The 18,082-nt window shown below is 64.7% G+C and carries 20 protein-coding genes; 5 read left to right on the top strand and 15 right to left on the bottom strand.

From position 1 onward, the window contains the following. Positions 1 to 153: 153 nt before the first annotated feature. Positions 154 to 564, bottom strand: coding sequence for a hypothetical protein (locus Q8R73_RS04470; RefSeq protein ID WP_305718327.1), 411 nt, complete (start codon positions 562 to 564; stop codon positions 154 to 156). Positions 565 to 921: 357 nt separating this feature from the next. Here Q8R73_RS04470 and Q8R73_RS04465 point away from each other — a divergent pair, with 357 nt between their 5' ends. Continuing rightward, a complete protein-coding gene (locus tag Q8R73_RS04465; protein ID WP_305718326.1) occupies positions 922 to 1,326 on the top strand; it encodes a DUF5413 family protein in 405 nt (134 codons plus the stop codon). Between the two features lie 43 nt (positions 1,327 to 1,369). On the opposite strand, the gene Q8R73_RS04460 is transcribed toward Q8R73_RS04465, so the two are convergent. From Q8R73_RS04460 to Q8R73_RS04420, 9 genes are all read right to left on the bottom strand, one after another. After that, complete coding sequence (locus Q8R73_RS04460; protein WP_305718325.1) at positions 1,370 to 1,543, bottom strand: hypothetical protein; 174 nt, start codon at positions 1,541 to 1,543, stop codon at positions 1,370 to 1,372. Next, the gene (locus Q8R73_RS04455) at positions 1,540 to 2,931 is read right to left on the bottom strand and encodes an amidase (protein ID WP_305718324.1); all 1,392 of its coding nucleotides are present in this window, start codon (positions 2,929 to 2,931) and stop codon (positions 1,540 to 1,542) included. The genes Q8R73_RS04460 and Q8R73_RS04455 overlap by 4 nt, the downstream gene beginning before the upstream one ends. Positions 2,932 to 2,941: 10 nt before the next feature. Beyond that, on the bottom strand, positions 2,942 to 4,291 hold the full coding sequence (locus Q8R73_RS04450) for a TRAP transporter large permease subunit (RefSeq protein ID WP_305718323.1): 1,350 nt from the start codon (positions 4,289 to 4,291) through the stop codon (positions 2,942 to 2,944). Beyond that, positions 4,288 to 4,884 carry a TRAP transporter small permease subunit gene (locus Q8R73_RS04445; protein WP_305718322.1) on the bottom strand — a complete coding sequence of 199 codons (597 nt, stop codon included), beginning with the start codon at positions 4,882 to 4,884 and terminating at the stop codon, positions 4,288 to 4,290. Before Q8R73_RS04445 ends, Q8R73_RS04450 begins: the two co-directional genes overlap by 4 nt. A 104-nt stretch (positions 4,885 to 4,988) precedes the next feature. Next, entirely contained in the window at positions 4,989 to 6,110 is a 1,122-nt protein-coding gene (locus Q8R73_RS04440; protein WP_305718321.1) for a TRAP transporter substrate-binding protein, read from the bottom strand. A 466-nt stretch (positions 6,111 to 6,576) separates the two neighbouring features. Beyond that, positions 6,577 to 6,849, bottom strand: coding sequence for a DUF1488 family protein (locus tag Q8R73_RS04435; RefSeq protein WP_305718320.1), 273 nt, complete (start codon positions 6,847 to 6,849; stop codon positions 6,577 to 6,579). Between the two features lie 45 nt (positions 6,850 to 6,894). Further along, a complete protein-coding gene (locus tag Q8R73_RS04430) occupies positions 6,895 to 7,086 on the bottom strand; it encodes a hypothetical protein (RefSeq protein ID WP_305322586.1) in 192 nt (63 codons plus the stop codon). A 231-nt stretch (positions 7,087 to 7,317) separates the two neighbouring features. After that, on the bottom strand, positions 7,318 to 8,331 hold the full coding sequence (locus Q8R73_RS04425) for an aldo/keto reductase (protein ID WP_305718319.1): 1,014 nt from the start codon (positions 8,329 to 8,331) through the stop codon (positions 7,318 to 7,320). A gap of 122 nt (positions 8,332 to 8,453) precedes the next feature. After that, on the bottom strand, positions 8,454 to 8,879 hold the full coding sequence (locus tag Q8R73_RS04420) for a PaaI family thioesterase (protein ID WP_305718318.1): 426 nt from the start codon (positions 8,877 to 8,879) through the stop codon (positions 8,454 to 8,456). Positions 8,880 to 8,959: 80 nt separating this feature from the next. Between Q8R73_RS04420 and Q8R73_RS04415 the strand changes: the two genes are divergently transcribed. Both Q8R73_RS04415 and Q8R73_RS04410 read left to right on the top strand, forming a co-directional pair. Beyond that, the gene (locus Q8R73_RS04415) at positions 8,960 to 9,589 is read left to right on the top strand and encodes a CoA pyrophosphatase (RefSeq protein ID WP_305718317.1); all 630 of its coding nucleotides are present in this window, start codon (positions 8,960 to 8,962) and stop codon (positions 9,587 to 9,589) included. An 84-nt stretch (positions 9,590 to 9,673) separates the two neighbouring features. Beyond that, positions 9,674 to 10,888, top strand: a complete 1,215-nt coding sequence (locus Q8R73_RS04410; RefSeq protein ID WP_371126031.1) for a hypothetical protein — start codon at positions 9,674 to 9,676, stop codon at positions 10,886 to 10,888. 160 nt (positions 10,889 to 11,048) lie between these two features. Here the strand turns inward: Q8R73_RS04410 and Q8R73_RS04405 are convergent, their stop codons facing one another. Beyond that, entirely contained in the window at positions 11,049 to 11,372 is a 324-nt protein-coding gene (locus Q8R73_RS04405) for a hypothetical protein (protein ID WP_371126030.1), read from the bottom strand. A 215-nt stretch (positions 11,373 to 11,587) separates the two neighbouring features. Here Q8R73_RS04405 and Q8R73_RS04400 point away from each other — a divergent pair, with 215 nt between their 5' ends. Continuing rightward, positions 11,588 to 12,067, top strand: a complete 480-nt coding sequence (locus tag Q8R73_RS04400; RefSeq protein ID WP_305718315.1) for a hypothetical protein — start codon at positions 11,588 to 11,590, stop codon at positions 12,065 to 12,067. Positions 12,068 to 12,175: 108 nt separating this feature from the next. Here the strand turns inward: Q8R73_RS04400 and Q8R73_RS04395 are convergent, their stop codons facing one another. After that, positions 12,176 to 13,153 carry a TAXI family TRAP transporter solute-binding subunit gene (locus Q8R73_RS04395; RefSeq protein WP_305718314.1) on the bottom strand — a complete coding sequence of 326 codons (978 nt, stop codon included), beginning with the start codon at positions 13,151 to 13,153 and terminating at the stop codon, positions 12,176 to 12,178. Between the two features lie 25 nt (positions 13,154 to 13,178). Continuing rightward, on the bottom strand, positions 13,179 to 15,218 hold the full coding sequence (locus tag Q8R73_RS04390; protein WP_305718313.1) for a TRAP transporter fused permease subunit: 2,040 nt from the start codon (positions 15,216 to 15,218) through the stop codon (positions 13,179 to 13,181). A 207-nt stretch (positions 15,219 to 15,425) separates the two neighbouring features. Here Q8R73_RS04390 and Q8R73_RS04385 point away from each other — a divergent pair, with 207 nt between their 5' ends. Then, positions 15,426 to 16,232: an SDR family NAD(P)-dependent oxidoreductase gene (locus tag Q8R73_RS04385; RefSeq protein WP_305718312.1), complete on the top strand. Its 807-nt coding sequence runs from the start codon at positions 15,426 to 15,428 to the stop codon at positions 16,230 to 16,232. Between the two features lie 153 nt (positions 16,233 to 16,385). Here Q8R73_RS04385 and Q8R73_RS04380 read toward each other — a convergent pair whose 3' ends face one another. Both Q8R73_RS04380 and Q8R73_RS04375 read right to left on the bottom strand, forming a co-directional pair. Further along, the gene (locus Q8R73_RS04380) at positions 16,386 to 17,156 is read right to left on the bottom strand and encodes a hypothetical protein (RefSeq protein ID WP_305718311.1); all 771 of its coding nucleotides are present in this window, start codon (positions 17,154 to 17,156) and stop codon (positions 16,386 to 16,388) included. 65 nt (positions 17,157 to 17,221) lie between these two features. Beyond that, a complete protein-coding gene (locus Q8R73_RS04375) occupies positions 17,222 to 17,875 on the bottom strand; it encodes a DUF924 family protein (protein ID WP_305718310.1) in 654 nt (217 codons plus the stop codon). Positions 17,876 to 18,082: the final 207 nt, after the last annotated feature.

The raw sequence follows: 18,082 nt of genomic DNA, 5'->3' as shown, positions 1-18,082 counted from the left end.
AATAGCTGACTCCAATTGCCTCACAGATAATTCAAATTGTTGCAAGGTCGAACCGCCTTGCCCGTGGTCGGCTGAAAGCGCCGGGGCAGCTCGGTTGGAAGCGCCTGCGACCAGCCGGGCGCCAGTTTCGCCGCGGCGAAGCCGGGGTCTTGATCAGCGGGAGCGCGTCGGCAGTTTCGGGAGTTTGGCAACGGCGGATCTTGGCGTCGGCTCTCGCGCCTCCGCTACGCGCGGCTGTTGTTGTTCGCTGAAGAGCAGCACACCCTCGAGGATCACGCCCGGAAACCGGTCCGCCGTTCCGACATAGGTGACCAGTTTGCCGGCACACGTTCCTTCCAGCTTGAGCTCGAGTTCCTGTTCGTCGCCGAACACCGTCGACGGCCCTTCGGTGTGTCGTTTCGTCGTGACGGTCGCGGTGAATCGATCTTCGTTCACTTCGCATGTGCCATTGTAGGTCACGATGCTGTCACGGCCCCAGATCTTCCCGTGGGCGACGTGGACGATGCCTGTGCCCTGGCCGAGCGGGGTCTTGAACCACGCCGCGTAGGTGCCGTCCTTGAGCATGGGAGCAACCTCTTCTGCGAAGGCCCATGATCGGCATGATTAGCTTTAAGACCTGGTTAATTTCCGGCGCCCGAACGCACCGGTTGCGCGCCTGGCGGACGGCGCGGTGCCCGCGGGACGGGTTTCGCTCCGCCTTCGATGGAGATTCCGCGGACGCGGGCCGCGCAACCGCCTACGGGCTGTAGCGCTCATGGCGTCGTTGCCGAGCCCGCCCGGGTTCGATCCGGCCGGGTGCCGATCGGTCTCGCGCCGGCATCGTGTGACGCACGTCACATCGCGGTAGGCGTGACGGCAGTACCAACGATGCATGACGTTTGCGAACCGAAACGCAGGCGGCAGCAGCGGGAGCCCACGGTCATGAAACGCGTTCTGATCTTCACCCTTGTCGCACCGCCGCTGGGCTTCGCCACCGCGTTCTGGATCATGCTGCAGGTCGCCAACTGGGCTTCGGGAAGCCCGTGCACCTTCGACCTTCGCCAGGTCGGCTCGTTGCCGACGGTCTATCTGGTCGGGGTGATTCCGGCACTGCTGGCCGCGACGTATGACTACGTTCTGGCGGAGGCCAGGGTGCCCGGCCGGGTCGGGCTCACCGCGATGTTCGCTTATGCCATCAGCTACGTGCCGATGGTGATCGCCTGCACGGCGGAATTCACCCAGGGACCGTGTTTCTGGCTGTTCGGGCTGGCCGGCGCCGTCCCCGCCGCGCTGTGCTCCTGGCTCGCGACCCAGCAGCGGCAAACACTGCGAACCCTCACCGCTTGAAGACAGCCGTCCGCTGCAGGCCATCGGCCTTGTGGACCTGTCCCTATCCCGTCCGGCTATCGTCGGCCCGCAGCGATTTGAGGAAATCCCAGATCAGCAGCGCCATCACCAGCACGCTGATGATGATCAGCGGCACCGCCTTGATCCACCAGAGCAGGATGCCGAGAAACACGCAGACGCCGGTAATTCCGATCAGTCCGGTGATGAGATTCGTCATTTGCCGCTCCCCGTTCTGGTGCGACGCGCACCGGTCTTCGCAGGCGCCGCGCCGCGCCCGACGCGCTTTCCGACAGCCTTGACCAGCCAGTTGGCCGTCCGCAACAGCCGCGCATCGTTGCCGCGGCGCCCGACCAGTTGCACGCCGATCGGCAATCCGGTTTCCGACCGCAGCAGCGGCAGCGACACCGCCGGCGTGCCGAGATAGGTCCACAGCGAGCAGAACGCCGGGTTGCCGGTGCTGTCGAGCCCGCGCGGCGCCGGGCCCGGCGCCGCCGGAGTGAGGATCGCGTCGTATTCGTCGAACACGCCGTCGAGCGCGGCGTTGAGCGGCGCGCTGGCGGCGAGCGCGCGCAGGTAGTCGACGGCCGCAACCTTCTGCCCGCGTTCGATCAGTCCGCGCAGCACCGGGCTCAGGGACTCGCCGCCCCGCTCGAAATCGCGATGCAGGTTGTGCGCCATCTCCACCTCCATGACGGTGCGGTGCATGTCGACGGCGCGGTCGAAACTCTCGCCGATCTCGACCTCGGAAACGCGGTCGCCCAGCGATTCCACCAGTTCGGCAAACGCCTCGGCGGTTACCTTCTCGGCATGCTTCCAGGACGGCGTCCGGACGAAGGCGAGGCGGGGCGGCAAAGGCGGTTCGCTCGCCGCCACGTCGACGAACGCCGGGAGAGCGAGGGGGTGCGTATCCGGATCCTCCTCGTCGAAGCCCGCGAGTATCTGCGCGAGCAGCGCCGCATCGCCGACCGAGCGCGCGAACACGCCGACATGATCCAGCGCCCGCGACAGCAGCAGCGCGCCGCTGCGTGGAATGAGGCCGTGGGTCGGCTTGAAGCCGACCACGCCGCAGAAGGCGGCGGGGCGGATCACCGAGCCGTTGGTCTGCGAGCCGATGGCGCCCGGTACCATCAGCGCCGCCACCGCCGCGGCGGAACCGGAGGACGATCCCCCCGGCGTGTGATCCCGGTGGTGCGGGTTCCGGGTCTTGCCCGGATTGAAGTAGGCGTATTCGGTCGTCACCGTCTTGCCGAGGATCACGGCTCCCGCCGCCCGCAGCCGCGCCACCGCCGCCGCATCGCGGCGCGGCGTGCGCCCGGCCCACAGCTTCGAGCCGAATTCGGTCGGCATATCGGAGGTGTCGAAGATATCCTTGATGCCCACGGGCACGCCATGCAGCGCCCCGGTCGGCTTGCCCTGCTTGCGGCGATCGTCGGCGGTCTCGGCCTGCCACATCGCGTGGTCGCGGTCGAGGAACGCCCACGCCTCGACATCGCCATCGGCCTCACCGATGCGCTTGAGGCAGTCGCCGACCAGCTCCGCCGAACTGAGCCGGCCGTCGCGGATGCCGGAAGCGGCCTCCGCGAGGCCGAGCGCGTTGAGGCTCATATGCGCACTTTCAGCGGTTGCCATAGAGATAGTCGGGCAGCCACAACGTAATGGCCGGGAACATGTAGACCAGCGCCATGGTGAGGAAGACCAGGCCGACGAAGGGAAGCGCGCCGGAGAAGATGTCGGTGAGCTTGACCTCCGGCGGCGCCACGCCCTTGAGATAGAACGCGGCCATCGCCACCGGCGGCGTATTGAACGCGGTCTGCGTGTTCAGCGCAACGAGGATGCCGAAGAAGATCGGATCGACGCCGTAGACGGGAAGCAGCGGCAGGAAGATCGGCACGAAGATGATGATGATCTCGGTCCATTCCAGCGGCCAGCCGAGCAGGAAGATGATCACCTGGGTCAGCAGCAGGAACCCGACCGTCGACAGGTTCATCGAAGCGAAGAGTTGCTCGACCACCGTCTGTCCGCCGAGCACGGCAAACACCGCGGAAAACGTCCACGAGCCGATGAACAGATAGCAGACCATCGCGGTGGCGCGCACGGTCAGGTACACCGATTCGCGCATCATCTCGTAGTTGAGTGAGCCGTAGGCGGCCGCCAGCACGATGGCCATGAGGGCGCCGACCGCGGCCGCCTCGGACGGGGTCGCCAGGCCGAGCAGGATCGCGCCGAGCACGGAAACGATCAGCAGCGCCAGCGGCAGGAACGAGGTGGCCAGCGCCCAGATCACCGTCCTGATCGGCACGTTGGTCTGCTCGGGTGGCAGCTTCGGCGCCAGCGCTGGGTTGATCATCGCGCGCACGATGACATAGACGACATAGAATCCCGCCAGCAGGAACCCGGGAAAGAACGCCGCCGCATAGAGCTTGACGGCGGAAACGCCGGCAGTGGCCGCATAGACGATCAGCAGGATGCTCGGCGGAATCAGGATGCCGAGGCAGCCGCCGGCGCAGACCACGCCCGCCGACAGCTTGGTGTCGTAACCGGCGCGCAGCATCGCCGGCAGGGCCAGCAGGCCCATCAGCGTGACGACGGCGCCGACGATGCCGGTGGCGGTCGCGAACATCGCGCAGGTCAAAAGCGTGGCCACCGCGAGCGCGCCCGGCACGTTCTTCATCGACAGCTGCAGCGCGTAGAACAGCCGGTCCAGAATGTTGGCGCGCTCGATCAGATAGCCCATGAAAAGGAATAGCGGGACCGCCACCAGCACGTCGCTGGTCGTGACCTCGAACGTCTTCTGCACCAGCAGCGTGAAGACGCGATTCTGGAAGAAGTCCTGGCCGGCGGTGTAGTAGGCGTAGTAGCCGAACGAGACGCCCATCGCTATCAGCGTGAAGGCGATCGGGAAGCCGAGCATGATGATGAAGATGAACAGGACCAGCATCAGCATGCCGAGCATGGGATCGGTCATGCGCCTGCTCCTTTCTCTCTCTCCCGATCGGCCGCCTGCCGCTCGCGGATGACGACGCTCTCGGTCTCCTCGACGTCGTGCAGGCGCTGCGGCCATTGGCCGGTGCGGATGCAGAGAATGCAGCGGATGATTTCAGCGATCCCCTGCAGGAAAAGCAGGAACCCGGTGATCGGGATCAGCATTTTCAGCGGAAACACCGGCACGCCGGCAGGACTGAAGATGCTGACTTCGCGGAAGCGCAACGACATCTGGGCGTAATTGAAGCCCGAATACATCAGCGCCGCGATCGCGGGCAGGAAGAACAGGATATAGAGGGCGAGGTCCATCTTCGCCTGGGTGCGGGGCGACCAGAGGCGGTAGACCACGTCGGCGCGGACATGGCCGTTGCGCGACAGCGTATAGGCGCCGGCCATCAGGAACATCGCGCCATAGCTGATGTAGCTGATGTCGAAGGCCCAGGTGGTCGGCGCGCGCAGCACGTAGCGCACGAACACCTCGTAACTGACCCCGAGCGTGAGAACGAGAATCAGCCAGGCGAAGGACTTGCCGACCCAGGTGCTGAGTTCGTCGATGAAAAACAGAAATTTCGTCATGCGAGCGGAACTCGCAGTGAGCAGTCCATCCGAAAATCCCCCACCTGTTGTCAGGGCGGCGCTTCGAGGGCGCCGCCCTGTTTCATTCAGCGTCAGCGCAGCCGTCAGATCTTGAGCACACCCGGGAAGTGATGATCGAAGGCGCCGCGGTAGTCCGTCGCATTGTTCATGTTGTAATAGACCACGCGGCGCACCCACGCCTTCTGCGAGTCCATTACCTTCTTCATGAACGGATCCGAACCGAGCTGGGCGATCAGGCCGTCCCATGCCTTGATCTGGGCATCGAATACGCCCTTCGGCGTCCGCACGACGTTGACCTTGTCCTTGCTGATCAGTTCCTGCAGGTCCTTGGAGTAGTAGTCCATCGCCTTCCACTCGTTGGCCGATGACACGGCCTCCGCGGCGTATTGCAGGATCGCCTTGTGCTCGGCGGGCAGCGCGTCGAATTTGCCCTTGTTAAACATGATCTCGAAGTATTCGGTCGCCTGATGGTGGCTGCCCATCATGTAGTTCTTGGCGACGTCCTGCGCGCCGAAGCGCCGGTCCGAGGTCGGATTGTTGAACTCGAACCCGTCGATCACGCCGCGCTCCATCGCCGGCACGATCTCGCCGCCGGGAAGCTGCGCGACCGAAGCCCCCATCGCCTGGAACAGATCGGCGGCAAGGCCAACGGTGCGATACTTCAGGCCCTTGAGATCGGCCGGGCTGGTGATGGGCTTCTTGAACCAGCCGAGCGGCTGGGTCGGCATCGGCATGGCGAAGAAGCTCTTGATGTTCACCTTCATGATCTGGTTCTGAAGCTCTTCGAACAGCTCGCGACCGCCGCCATTGTGGATCCAGCCGAGACCCTCATTGGCGTTGAAGCCGAACACCGGACCGGTGCCGAACAGCGATGCCGCCTTGTGTTTGCCGTACCAGTAGACCGTCACCGTGTGTGCCGCGTCGATCTGGCCGCCATGGACGCCGTCGAATACCTGGAACGGATGCACCACCGCGCCGCCCACCAGATAGTCGATGCGCAGCCGGCCCCCGGCCATCTCGTTGACGCGCTTGACGTAATCTTCGGCCATCTCGTTGAAGACGTCGGCCTTGCCCCACGATCCCTGCATCTTCAGGGTCACGGTCTGGGCCCGGCTGACCTGGGGCATCGCTATCACCGCGCCGCCGGCGGCCGCCGCCGTCAGGAAACGGCGGCGCGTCGTCTTTGTATCGCTACTCTTGCTCATTGATGTCCTCCCGGTTGAAGCATCGCCCGCTGTTGGCGCGGGCTGTTGGTCTTGACGACAAGTCAAAGGCTTGCGCGGCAGTTTTGCAAGCGGGAAGTGTGCTTTGCCGCCGCGGCAGGAGCGCGGGCGCCAGGGCGCACCACTGTTTTTCAGCGGCACGCGACGGCTCGCAGCAGCCATCCCGGGCCTTGTTGGCCCGTGTCGGTCCCTGGCGGATCGAAGCCGTGCGGAATTCTTAGACTTTAGGCGTAGGAATTATCGGGGCAAAGTCGCGCGCCGGTTTTTGATAGTGCGGTGGTGAGTTTATTCCCGCGCCGTTCTGCGCCCATTTGCCGCGCGAGAGATAGCGCCCGGCAAGGCTGTCGAAGGCGGGTGCTGCATTGCGGTAGAAGCGGCACCGCAGGTGACTTCATCGGACGGTGCGGCGGCCCGCATTATCGGTCCGCGCCGCGATCGCTTCAGCCGCTCAGCGGAAATCGATCGCGCGCAGGATCACGCCGGGAGGGTTGCCCTCCAGTTCGACGGCGCTGAATTTTTCCGCCGCACGCGTTTCGATCCGGTCGAGCAGCCGCATGAATTGCTGCTCGCGCTTTTCCGGCGGCGTCCGGGAGGAGCCTTCCAGCGCGTCCATCGCATCGGTCGAGATGGCGCAGGCCACGCTGGCCTCGTCGTTCTTCATCGTGAAGCGCACGACCATCCGGTTGAAATCGTAGTCCTGAAACTGGCCGGCCGTCAGCATGTCGAAAGCTCCTGGATTGCGAATCCCCTGGATTGAAACGTCGCCTCAGCCGGGGATCGGGAACTTCTTCTTGACCGGCGGCGGATTGAGTTCGAGGATTTTCGAGAGGCAATCTTCCTGGGTAGTGTGGGGACCGGTGACGAAGGTGCCGCTCACCTTGGTCGAGTACCAGCCCGACACGACGCCGAGACGCGCCGATTCCTCGGGTTTGACGTGACGTGCGGAGAGAATCTGCATGTGGCTACCTTGCGTGAGGCGTCGGCACGATCGCCGAGCGCGGGAACGGGTTTCTTTGCGGCAGGCGCGCGGCTCGCGCGACCCCACATCAAGTGGATCGCTTCCGCGCGCTTTTCGCCGGTACTTGTTGCAAATCAGCTGTTCGCAGCCTCGGAACACAGCCATGCATCCGGCAGAGGCGAACCGGAATGACCGTGCGCCTTTCGGGCCCGAATAGCCATGACTTTCTGCTCAGCCTGATGTCCGTGCCCGCCGGCCCTCGATCGGATAGGCCGGGTCGTTGAAGCCCGGCGTCGAGGGGTGGCCTGATGTTACCAGCCGGTCGATCAGCGCTTCGTCCTCGGCGGTGAAGCGGTAGTCCAGCGCCTTCAGGTAATCGTCCCACTGTTCCTCGGTGCGGGGGCCTGCGATCACGCCGGACACGAAGGAAGAGTTCAGCACCCAGGACACCGCGAACTGGCCGGCGGTGATGCCGCGGGCCTCGGCATGCTCCCTGATCTGCTGCGCCAGTTGCAGCGACTCCGGCCGCCATTCGGTCTGCATCATGCGCTTGTCGTTGCGTCCGGCGCGGCTGTCCTTGCCGGGCGTGGCGTCGGGGGCGTATTTGCCGGTCAGCACGCCGCGCGCCAGCGGGCTGTAGGGCACGATGCCGAGGCCGTAGTAATGGCAGGCCGGAAAATGCTCGACCTCGGGCATCCGGTTCATGGCGTTGTAGCAGGGCTGGCTCGCCACCGGACGCGCGATGCCGAGGTCGTCGCAAATGTTGCAGATCTCGGCGACCCGCCAGGCGCGGTAATTCGAGACGCCGAAATAGCGCACCTTGCCCTGCTGGATCAGTTCGCCCATCGCGCGCACGGTCTCGGCCAGCGGCGTCGAATGGTCTTCCTTGTGCAGGTAATAGATGTCGATGGTGTCGGTGCCGAGCCGCTTCAGACTTTCCTCCGCCGCCTGCATCACCCAGCGCCGCGACAGCCCGCCGCGGTTGGGATCGTCGCCCATCGAATTGGCGAGTTTTGTCGCCAGCACCCAGCTGTGCCGGCTGTTGGCAATGGCGCGCCCGACCACCTGCTCGGAGCCGCCGTTCGAATAGGCGTCGGCGGTGTCGATGAAATTGACCCCGGCCTCGCGCGCCCTGGCGACGATCCGGTTCGATGTGGCCTCGTCGGTCGGCCCGCCGAACATCATGGCGCCGAGACAGATCGGCGAAATCTTCAGGCCGCTGCGGCCGAGGGGTCGGTATTGCATGGGTGGGGTCCTCAGTGGAGGCCGTCATTCCGGGATGGTGCGGTAGCACCAGACCCGGAATCTCGGGATTCCGGGTTCGATGCTATCGCATCGCCCCGGAATGACCGGGGAATGACGACGTGCTACGTCTCGGTCTTCAATATCTTGAACACACCGCTGGCCATGGCGATACAGCGTTTGTCGACGGTCACCTCCGTCGTGATGAAGATCAGGCTGCGGGTGGTGCGCACCACATGCGGTTTCGAGACCAGGGTCTCGCCGATCTTGCCGGCCTCGACGAAATGGGTGTCGAACTGCACCGTCGCCAGCGTCGGCTTGCCCGAGACGTAGCGGGCGGTCATGCCGCAGGTGCGGTCCGCGAAGGTCATCAGCACGCCGCCCTGGACCAGGCCGCGGCGGTTGTGGTGCTTGTCCTGCGCGACAAGCGCGTATTCGTGCTCGCCGTCGATCTGGCGCTGCCACAGCGGCCCGATCAGATGCAGGAAGCCGGATGTTTCGACCACGGTCCAGCCGTCCGATTTGAGTCTTGCGGCTGTCTTGTCGGTCATGTCGTCCTGTCCGGTCCCCCGCGGGGCATCGATGCTTTGAAGGCATTTCATCAAACGCGGACGTGTTGTAGTCAAGCGGGATGACCAGGCCGTTCGACCATGCCACAAGGCGGAATATCGCGTCGCGCTGCGCGGGGTTCGCGCGGCTGCCTTTGAGCGAACCCTTGCCCGCGCTGAAGCGGGCGGCCGTCGCCGTGGCACTTACCGAGAGCGAGGCAACCGGCGGCACCGCGCTGTTATTGACCTTGCGCGCGTCCGGCCTGCGCGCCCACAGCAATCAATGGGCGCTGCCGGGCGGACGTTGCGACGAGGGCGAGACGCCGGCAGAGGCCGCGCTGCGCGAGCTGCACGATGAACTGGGCCTCGAACTCGGCGAGGACGACGTGCTCGGCCTGCTCGACGATTATCCGACCCGGTCCGGCTACCTGATCACGCCGGTCGTGCTGTGGGCGGGTACCGGCGCGGCGCTATTGCCCAACCCCGACGAGGTCGCCTCGGTGCATCGCATCGGGCTCGACACCATCGAGGATGCCGACGCCTTCTCCTTCACCACGATACCGGAAAGCACAAGGCGGGTGATCCGCTTCCGCCACGCCGGGCAATTCATCCACGCGCCGACCGCGGCCTTGATCTACCAGTTCCGCGAAGTGCTTGCCGGCCGCGATACCCGCGTCGCCGAGCTGGAACAGCCGGTATTCGCCTGGAAGTGACGGCCGCCGCGTCGCGCCGGAGTGAGGCAGACGGACGCGCCCTTTCGGGGCTGACATCGACGGCGGGCTTGCTAAACAGGGGCCATGCACAGCACAGCGATTCGTTTTTGGCTTCGTTCCTGGCTTGGCGTTGGTCTCGGGTTCCCGCTCGCGCTGCTGCTGATGGCGCCGCAGGCGGCGGCGATGGACGCTGCCGTGCCGCCGCCCGCCGGCATCGAGGCGATGGCGCAGGCGGCGTCACCGCAGGCGATCGCGGAATATCGCCGCAAGCTGAAGGAATATCAGGCGGCGCGGGCGGCCTTCGACGCGGAAGCCGAGCCCTATTGGAACGCGATCGCCGAAAAACGGCGCGGCCGCAATGCCAAGCGGCGCGAGCGCCAGCCCATCACGCTCGACGATTATGTCCTGGCCCAGCCGCCGCTCTACGACGGGCCGAAGCGCCCGGTGGATCCGGAACCCGACGACACGCCGCGGGAGCGCAAGCCACTTCCGGTGGTCGCCGATTTCCTGAAGGCCGCCGCAATGCATTTCCAGTTCAGGCCGCAGCGGCCCGCCAGCGAGGTCGAGTTCAAGCGCGCCTATGGCCGCACCGCCCTGGCGTCGGGGCTGACGCGCGAGCAGATCGTGCGGGTCTACGCGTTCGAGACCGGCGGCAACGGCAGTCACGACATGCAATCCGGACTGAGCGCCTCGCGCCCGGGCTCGCGCGCGATCTCCACCGCGATCGGCTACAACCAGTTGCTCACCACCAATAGCGTCTCGCTGCTCGCCGAACACGGCAACGAGATCGTCAAGGCGCTGACTGACAAGGCCGCCGGACTTTCGGGGCCGGCGCGCAAGGCGATGGATCACAAGCTGGCGGTACTGAAGCGGATGGTGGCGTTCACGCGCTCGGTGCCGGTGCGATGGTCCGAGCACGAGAAGATTGCCGCGACGCCGCAGGGCTGGGGGGTCCACGCCATGGTGCTGGACATCGACGTTGGCCCGCTGCTGCAGACCCGCAAGCTGCTGACGTCGGTACAGTTCGCGCGCGCCAAGGGTCACACCAGACCGCTCAGCGCCGCCGAACTCGAGATGATGAACCTGACCGGCGACTCCACCGGGCTCGACATGGTGACGATGCCGCAGGCGATGCGTGAACGGGTGCCGACCGCGAATTTCTTCCAGCGCGGCGGCTACGAGCGCAATCCGGTGGCGATCCGCCACAACACGGTGGCGAAGCTGCTGGCGATCACTGACAACCGGATGGACGTCAACAGCAACCTGCCGGGCGCGAAAGAACTCGCGGGAGCGTTTTGACGGGATCGTGTTGACGCATCGCGGTCCCGGCCTCCGTGCCGGGACCAATACGCCGTGTCCCATCGTTCGGGCACAGCGATGGATCGTTTCCTGCAATCATTGCCGCCGCGGAGCATGGGTCCCGGCGCGGAGGCCGGGACACGGATGGGTCAGCGTCGGCTCAACTCGGCCCGAACATGAAAGAGCCGTCTCCTTCGAGATAGGGCCCTCTCCGCATATAGAGCTGACCGTTCTGACCGATGAAGAACAGCGTGCCCTTCGGCACCTTCTTGGCACCCTTCAGCAGCAAGCCGGCATTGTTGGTGCCCATCTTGTAGGAAAGCGTGCTGCCGTCCTTGCTGTAGGCATAGCCCATGTCCGGCTTCAGCTCCCAGGGCGCCGCCGCGGCGGCCTGCGCCCATGCGGATGTCGTCGGCGCGACAAGTGAAGTGGCCATGACAAGCGCGGCTGCGATCAAAAGGGGCTTGGTCGAAATTCTCGTCATCCTGCAATCTCCCAGCGGCCGGTCCGTATGTCGGCTTCGATTTCTTGAACAAATCACGAACGGCATTCTCCCGTCAACGCGCCTGTTCGCCGCATCGGTCTTTCCCCCCGAGGTGTTTGCATTAGACTTTGTGTTTCCCGCTCCCGACTTCGCGACTATGTTCCGGTTTCGGTCTCGAATCGATATTTCTCAATCAGGTCACAGGGATGTTTCGGATGAACCAAGTAGTGAAGATTTGTCTGGGCGCAGCGCTGTCGCTTGTGACGCTGGTTTCCGTGGCGCATGCCGATGATTTCAAGCTCAGCAACAACCAGCGAATTGCCTGCAGCCGCGGCCTCGCCCCGGGCAAGCTCAGTACCGCGACCTGCAAATCCTACGCCTATATTTTCAACGTCAAGACCTCGGAGTACTTCCGCTGCCAGGTCAGCCTGGCGCTGACGCGCGACAACAAGGAAGTGATCAACGTGCAGAGCGACGGCAGTTGCGCCAGGAAGCCCCGCATCTTCGACACCGATTCCAGCTATTCGTTCGACGCCACCGAGACCGAGGGGCCGAACACGAATTCATTCTTCGGCCCCGGCGGCTATGCGGTGTGGGCCAGCGACAACACCGCGCAGAAAGTCCGCGGCTGCATCATCATCACCTCGGGTCTCGGCTCCGACATCTCGAAGTGCCTCGACATGAAGTTCGAGTGACCGGGGCGACCGGTGTGCCTCACGGTGCAAGCATGCGCGCATCCCGGCAATAAAAAAGGCGGCGCAGGGAGCGCCGCCTTTTGATGTTTTGAGAGTGGGCAAAGGCGCTCAGCCGCCGATGCCCTTTTCCTTGAAGTATTTCAGCGCGCCGGGATGGAACGGGATCGGCGAGCGGGTCTGCACCTGGTTGTCGAGCGAGAAGCTCAGCGCTTCCTTGTGCACGGCGACGATGTCGGCTTTCTTTTCCACCAGCGTCTTGACGATCGCATAGGCGTCGTCATCGCTCATCTTGTTGCCGGTCACGATCAGGTTCCAGACCTCGGCGATGGCGTTGTCCTTGTCGACGCCAGGATACGAGCCCGCCGGGATCTTGCTGGCGGTGTAGAGCTTGCCGTATTTGGCATTCATCTTCTCGGCGGTTTCGCCGTGGTCGATCAGTTTCATCTTCATGCCCGGCGTCGCCGCCAGGTCGGTCACGGCGGCGGTGGGAATGCCGCCGACCCAGAAGAACGCGTCGATCTTGCGATCCTTGACCGCATTGACGGATTCGGCGACGCCGAGCCGCTCGCGCTTCAGATCCTTGTCCTTGTCGAGGCCGGCGGCCTCGATGACGCGAAACGCCATCACTTCGGTGGCGCTGCCGGGCGAGCCCGTCGAGACGCGCTTGCCCTTGAGGTCGGACATCTTCTCGATGCCGGTGCCTTCGACCGTCACGACATGCATGCGGTTCGGATAGACCACCAGCAGCGCCTGCAGCGGCACCTTGCCGCTGGCGAACTTGTCCTTGCCCTGCAGCGCGTCGAGCGCGGCGTCGGCCATGGTGAACGCCATCTCGCTCTGACCGGACGCGATCAGCTTGAGATTGTCGACCGATCCGCCGGTGACTTCCGCGGTGGCCTGCACGTTCGGCAGGTTCTTCGACAGCACGTTGGCGACCGCGCCGCCGAGCGGATAATAGACGCCGCCGGTGCCGCCGGTGCCGATCGCCATGGTCTTCTGCTGGGCGTGAACCGCTCCGGCGAGCGCGAGCCCCGCCGAGAGGGTAATCGCCAGTATCGCCGCGGTCTTTTTCGTGATCGTCGTCATTAAGTTCACTCCCTGATTAACCCTATTAAGTTGTGAGGACCGGCCGTTTCGGCGCCGGAGTCCTGGCCTGCCACAGCAGCACGCCGAGGCCGATGATCAGGCCTGGCACGTAGGTATAGCCGATGTCACGTCCGATGGCCCATTCGACGATAGCCTCGATCAGGCTGGGGAACACCAGCATCAGTCCCGATAGCAGAAGCAGCACGGCTTCGATCGGCCTATTTTGTCGCAGCGCCCAGTTCTGCGCAACCGCGGCGAGCGCCACCAGCCCGAGCGTTGTCTTGATTGTGATCTCGAGGATATCGACCCACGATCCGCCCTTCGGGATGTTGAGCAGCAAGCCGACGCCCTGCGGATCGAGCACGAACACGAACGGCACCAGGAACGCCGGCAGCGTGTATTTCCACGACTGCAGCGTGGTCTTGTAGGGATCGCCGCCGGTGATGGCGGCGGCCGCGAACGGCGACAGCGCGGTCGGCGGCGACACCTCCGACAGCACGGCGTAATAGAAGATGAACATGTGGGCGGCGTAATCGGGCACGCCGAGCTTGATCAGCGCCGGGGCCGCGATCACGGCGCAGATGATGTAGGACGCGGTCACCGGCACCGCGAGACCGATGACCCAGACGATCAGCGCGGTATAGATCGCGGTCAGCAACAGGCTGCCGCCGGCATAGGCGATCACGATCGACGAGAATTTGAGCCCGAGGCCGGTCAGGGTCACCACGCCGACGACGATGCCGGCGCAGGCGCAGGTGGTGGCGGCGTTCAGCGCGCCGACCGAACCGTCGGTCAGCGCCTTCACCAGTTTGCCGGGCACCAGCGCCGTCTCCCGGCGCAGGAAGCTCAGCGCGAAGGTCACGGCGGTGGCGTAGAACACCGACAGCGCCGGCGAGTAGCCGATCACCATGAACACCACGACCGCGAGCAGCGAGATGAAGTGAAAGCCGTAACGCCGCGTCATCGCGCCGAGCGACAGTTCCGGGGTGAAGTCGACGTCCTTGGCGCCGTATTTCTTGGCGTCCAGTTCGACCATGATCAGCAGCGAAAGGTAATAGAGACAGGTCGGGATCAGCGCCATCCAGATCACGTCGAGATAGCTGATCTTGAGGAACTCGGCGATCAGGAAGGCGGCGGCGCCCAGCACCGGCGGCGACAGGATCGCTCCGAGCCCGCCGGCCGCCAGCAATCCGCCGGCGGCGTTCTTCTCGAAACCGGCCTTGGCCAGCATCGGATAGGCAACGGTGCCGATCATCACGGTGGTGGCGACGCCCGATCCGGAGGGGCCGCCGAGCAGGAACGACGACAGCACCACGGTGCGCCCGGCGCTGTTCGACTTGCCGCCCATCACCGCCAGCGAGAAATCGATGAAGAACTTTCCGGCGCCGGATTGCTGCAGGAATGCGCCGTAGATCGTGAACAGGATGATCAGCGTGGCGGAGACGTCGACCGCGACGCCGAAGATGCCTTCCAGCGTGATGAAGAGATGGCCGACCAGCCGGGGCAGTTCGTAGCCGCGATGGGTCCATGGCGCCGGCAAATGCGGGCCGAGCATCGCATAGGCGATGAACAAAAGGGCGACGACCGGCATGATCGGGCCGGTGGTGCGACGGGTCGCCTCCAGCAGCAGGACGATGAACACGATGCCGACGATGACGTCGAGGCGGTCGGGCGAGGTGGCGCGGTCGGTAAAATCCTCGCCGCCCCACAGCGCATAGACGATGGTCGCCACCGCGAACAGGCCGGGCACCACGTCCCACCAGCGCACCCGGTTGCGGAACCGCGTCGCCAGCGGAAACAGCAGGAAACTCAGGATAAGGGTGAAGGCGACATGGACGTAGCGCAGTTCCTGGGTCGGAACGATCGCATAGGCGGCATAGAGGTGGAACAGGCTCATCGACACCGCAAGGGCGGTCGAGATCCGGCCGGGCCAGCCCATCAGCCGGTTGGCGGCGCCCTCTTCGGCCTCGATGAAGGCTTCGGCCTTGTGCAGGGCCTCGTCGGAAACGGCGCCGACGTCGTCATGGGGCGACGATTTGCCCGGCGTTGATTTGTCTGCGGCCATGCTTCCCCCGAAACGCTTTCGACATGGCCTGAACTGGTTGGCCGCGCCCTTGATAGCGGCGCATTGATCCCGGTTTTCGGTAACCGTGGCAAGGGCTTCCGGCCTGATTTTCGGGACTGTCTATGCGTCCTCCCGCCGAAGCGTGACCGAAAGGCTGGTTCCGGGCTACAACGGTTCCCAATGATTGACACAAGGGAGAGAAAGTCGATGCAACGGCTCAAGGGCAAGACAGCGATGGTGGTCGGCGCCGGTTCGATCGGACCCGGCTGGGGCAACGGCAAGGCCACCGCGGTGACCTTCGCGCGTGAGGGCGCACAGGTGTTTTGCGTCGACCGCAACGGCAAGGCCGCGCAGGAAACCGTCGATATCATCGCCTCGGAGGGCGGCACGGCGGCGGCGTTCACCGCCGATGTGTCGAAAGCCGGCGAGGTCGAGGCGATGGTGGCGGCCTGCCTCGCGACCTGGGGCCGCATCGACGTGCTCGACAACAATGTCGGCATCGCCGAGATGGGCAGCGTGGTCGAGGTGACCGAGGCGGAATGGGACCGCGTCTTCGCGGTCAACCTGAAGAGCGCCTTCCTCGCCATGAAGCACGTCATCCCCGTGATGGTGCGGCAGGGCGGCGGCTCGATCATCAACATTTCGTCGATCGCCTCGATCCGCCATCTCGGCATTTCCTATGTCAGCTACGGCACCTCGAAGGCCGCGATGAACCAGATGACCAAGACCACCGCGGTCGAGTTCGCGTCGAAACATGTCCGGGTCAACGCCATCCTGCCGGGCCTGATGAAGACGCCGATGGTCGAGCACTCCGCCGGCCTCGCCACCAGCTATGCCGCCGGCGACGTCGAGGCGATGTGGCGCGCGCGCGACGCCCAGGTGCCGATGGGACACATGGGCGACGCCTGGGACGTCGCCAACGCCGCGCTGTTCCTCGCCTCCGACGAATCGAAATACGTCACCGGGCTGGAATTGATCGTCGATGGCGGCATCACGGTGAAGGCGGGGAGCTAGCTGCCGCAAATACTCCCTCGTCGTCCCTGCGAACGCAGGGATCCATACGCCGCGGCGTGTGTTGTGGAGAACGCTGTTCGACGACTCCCCGTAACCACGAAGCCCGGTGGTTATGGGTCGCTGCGTTCGCAGGGACGACAGTTCAGCGTCTCGCTACTGCGCCATCGCCAATATGCCGCCCGCGAGGGAATGCCACGCCGCTGTGCCGCTGATCGGCCAGTTCAGCAATTTCACCGCCAGCAGCGCGATGCCGCCATAGACATAGACCGGATGCGGACGCCCGCGGGTGCGCCAGTCGTAAATGATCGCGGCCACCAGCAGCAGAGAGGCGACAAAAGCCGGCGGGATGGTGACCGGCACCGGCGGCGGGCCGAGCGGTCCCGGCGGCGCCAGGAACGTCAGGAACCAGCGCGCCACCGCGGCGTCGAGCAGCGAGATGCCGGCCAGCAGCATCAACCGCTTGTGGATCTCCTTTTGCCGCACATAGGCGATCGCCAGCGCGAACACCACAGCGAAAAACAGCATGCCGCTGAGCGGCACGATCGCGAACGCGATGCCTTCATCGGTCATGCCGATCGCGGCGGAGCGCTTCATCGTGTGGACCGAGACCTGAAAGCCGGAGATCACCATCGCGGTCGCCAGCGATATGCCGATCATACCCATGGTCCGGTGCCGCATCACCTGTCCGGATGCCGCGAGCCAGCTCTGGAACGCGAAATACAGCGTCCAGATGAAGAACAGCAGGCCGTGGAAATGCACCGCCGGCATCGGCGGCAGTTTACCCGCCGCCATTGGCACGAAGTAGGTCGGCACGAAGCCGAGGAAGGCCACGGCGATGCAGGACAGCGCCATATAGAAGTAGAAATACTGTGCGTGCGATGTCGCGCTCACATGCGCGCGTTTGTCGTCGATCAAAATTGTCATGGGCAGGTGGTCTCCGAAACGAATTAATAGGTCTCCGGAATCGCATTCCGGTTCAAAAGAAAATGTCAGCCGGCGTAGCCGCCCCGATCGAGGAATTCCTGCTCGTCCGCCGTCATGGTCCGGCCCAGAATCGGGTTGCGATGGGGAAAACGCCCGAAGCGTTTCACGATGTCGCGATGGCGCGCGGAATTGATGGAATCCGGCGGTCCCAGCGGCCCGCACAACGCCACCGACCGTTCCTGGTCGGCGAGTTCTTCGGAATGGGCAAACGGCAGATAGAAGAACGTCCGCAACCCGGGCGGCATGGCCGCATCGTGGCCGGCATCGATCGCCGCGGCCGCGATTCGGCGCGCCGCCGCGTCGGTCGCATACATGCGCGGCGTGCCGCGAAAGGCGTTGCGCGGGAATTGATCGAGCAGCACCAGCAGTGCGAGAGCGCCTTCGGGCGTCGTCATCCAGCGGCCGAGATCGCCGCGCGCCGCGGCCTCATGCGCATCCAGAAATCCTTCGCGGAAACGGCGGTCGAAATTCGCGTCCTTGGCGAACCACATCGAGGGGCCGGCCTGCCGCCAGAAATCGACCACCTCGGCCGCGGTCACGGACGGCGCCGTGCTGTTGCGGAATTGCAGGTCCCTGCCGGCATGAAATTCCTGTTCGACGAAGGCTTCGCGGACGGCGAGCGTGGCCGAGGCGCGGGGAAACCGATCCAGCGATGACATATCGTCTCCATTGAAAACTGCGTTGAAGAATTCGCCGCTGCGGCGTTGTTCGGAGAGCCGAAATTCGCAATTGGAGCGTGATGAATCCAGTGATATGATTTAACCGACATGCTGAAGAAAAATAACCTGGCTCGCGCCGATCTCAATCTGCTGACGCTGTTCGAGGTGATCCTGCGGGAGCGCCATGTCGGACGCGCGGCGATCCAG

It is taken from the genome of Bradyrhizobium sp., from assembly GCF_030697065.1.
Taxonomy (GTDB): domain Bacteria; phylum Pseudomonadota; class Alphaproteobacteria; order Rhizobiales; family Xanthobacteraceae; genus Bradyrhizobium.
Note: the sequence above shows the minus strand (reverse complement) of the source record. Positions and strands in the feature narration are given on the sequence as shown.

Bases quoted from the DNA above. Each gene is read 5' to 3' on its own strand.
- Q8R73_RS04470 (WP_305718327.1), bottom strand. From the start codon at position 564: ATGCTCAAGGACGGCACCTACGCGGCGTGGTTCAAGACCCCGCTCGGC.
- Q8R73_RS04465 (WP_305718326.1), top strand. From the start codon at position 922: ATGAAACGCGTTCTGATCTTCACCCTTGTCGCACCGCCGCTGGGCTTC.
- Q8R73_RS04460 (WP_305718325.1), bottom strand. From the start codon at position 1,543: ATGACGAATCTCATCACCGGACTGATCGGAATTACCGGCGTCTGCGTG.
- Q8R73_RS04455 (WP_305718324.1), bottom strand. From the start codon at position 2,931: ATGAGCCTCAACGCGCTCGGCCTCGCGGAGGCCGCTTCCGGCATCCGC.
- Q8R73_RS04450 (WP_305718323.1), bottom strand. From the start codon at position 4,291: ATGACCGATCCCATGCTCGGCATGCTGATGCTGGTCCTGTTCATCTTC.
- Q8R73_RS04445 (WP_305718322.1), bottom strand. From the start codon at position 4,884: ATGACGAAATTTCTGTTTTTCATCGACGAACTCAGCACCTGGGTCGGC.
- Q8R73_RS04440 (WP_305718321.1), bottom strand. From the start codon at position 6,110: ATGAGCAAGAGTAGCGATACAAAGACGACGCGCCGCCGTTTCCTGACG.
- Q8R73_RS04435 (WP_305718320.1), bottom strand. From the start codon at position 6,849: ATGCTGACGGCCGGCCAGTTTCAGGACTACGATTTCAACCGGATGGTC.
- Q8R73_RS04430 (WP_305322586.1), bottom strand. From the start codon at position 7,086: ATGCAGATTCTCTCCGCACGTCACGTCAAACCCGAGGAATCGGCGCGT.
- Q8R73_RS04425 (WP_305718319.1), bottom strand. From the start codon at position 8,331: ATGCAATACCGACCCCTCGGCCGCAGCGGCCTGAAGATTTCGCCGATC.
- Q8R73_RS04420 (WP_305718318.1), bottom strand. From the start codon at position 8,879: ATGACCGACAAGACAGCCGCAAGACTCAAATCGGACGGCTGGACCGTG.
- Q8R73_RS04415 (WP_305718317.1), top strand. From the start codon at position 8,960: ATGACCAGGCCGTTCGACCATGCCACAAGGCGGAATATCGCGTCGCGC.
- Q8R73_RS04410 (WP_371126031.1), top strand. From the start codon at position 9,674: ATGCACAGCACAGCGATTCGTTTTTGGCTTCGTTCCTGGCTTGGCGTT.
- Q8R73_RS04405 (WP_371126030.1), bottom strand. From the start codon at position 11,372: ATGACGAGAATTTCGACCAAGCCCCTTTTGATCGCAGCCGCGCTTGTC.
- Q8R73_RS04400 (WP_305718315.1), top strand. From the start codon at position 11,588: ATGAACCAAGTAGTGAAGATTTGTCTGGGCGCAGCGCTGTCGCTTGTG.
- Q8R73_RS04395 (WP_305718314.1), bottom strand. From the start codon at position 13,153: ATGACGACGATCACGAAAAAGACCGCGGCGATACTGGCGATTACCCTC.
- Q8R73_RS04390 (WP_305718313.1), bottom strand. From the start codon at position 15,218: ATGGCCGCAGACAAATCAACGCCGGGCAAATCGTCGCCCCATGACGAC.
- Q8R73_RS04385 (WP_305718312.1), top strand. From the start codon at position 15,426: ATGCAACGGCTCAAGGGCAAGACAGCGATGGTGGTCGGCGCCGGTTCG.
- Q8R73_RS04380 (WP_305718311.1), bottom strand. From the start codon at position 17,156: ATGACAATTTTGATCGACGACAAACGCGCGCATGTGAGCGCGACATCG.
- Q8R73_RS04375 (WP_305718310.1), bottom strand. From the start codon at position 17,875: ATGTCATCGCTGGATCGGTTTCCCCGCGCCTCGGCCACGCTCGCCGTC.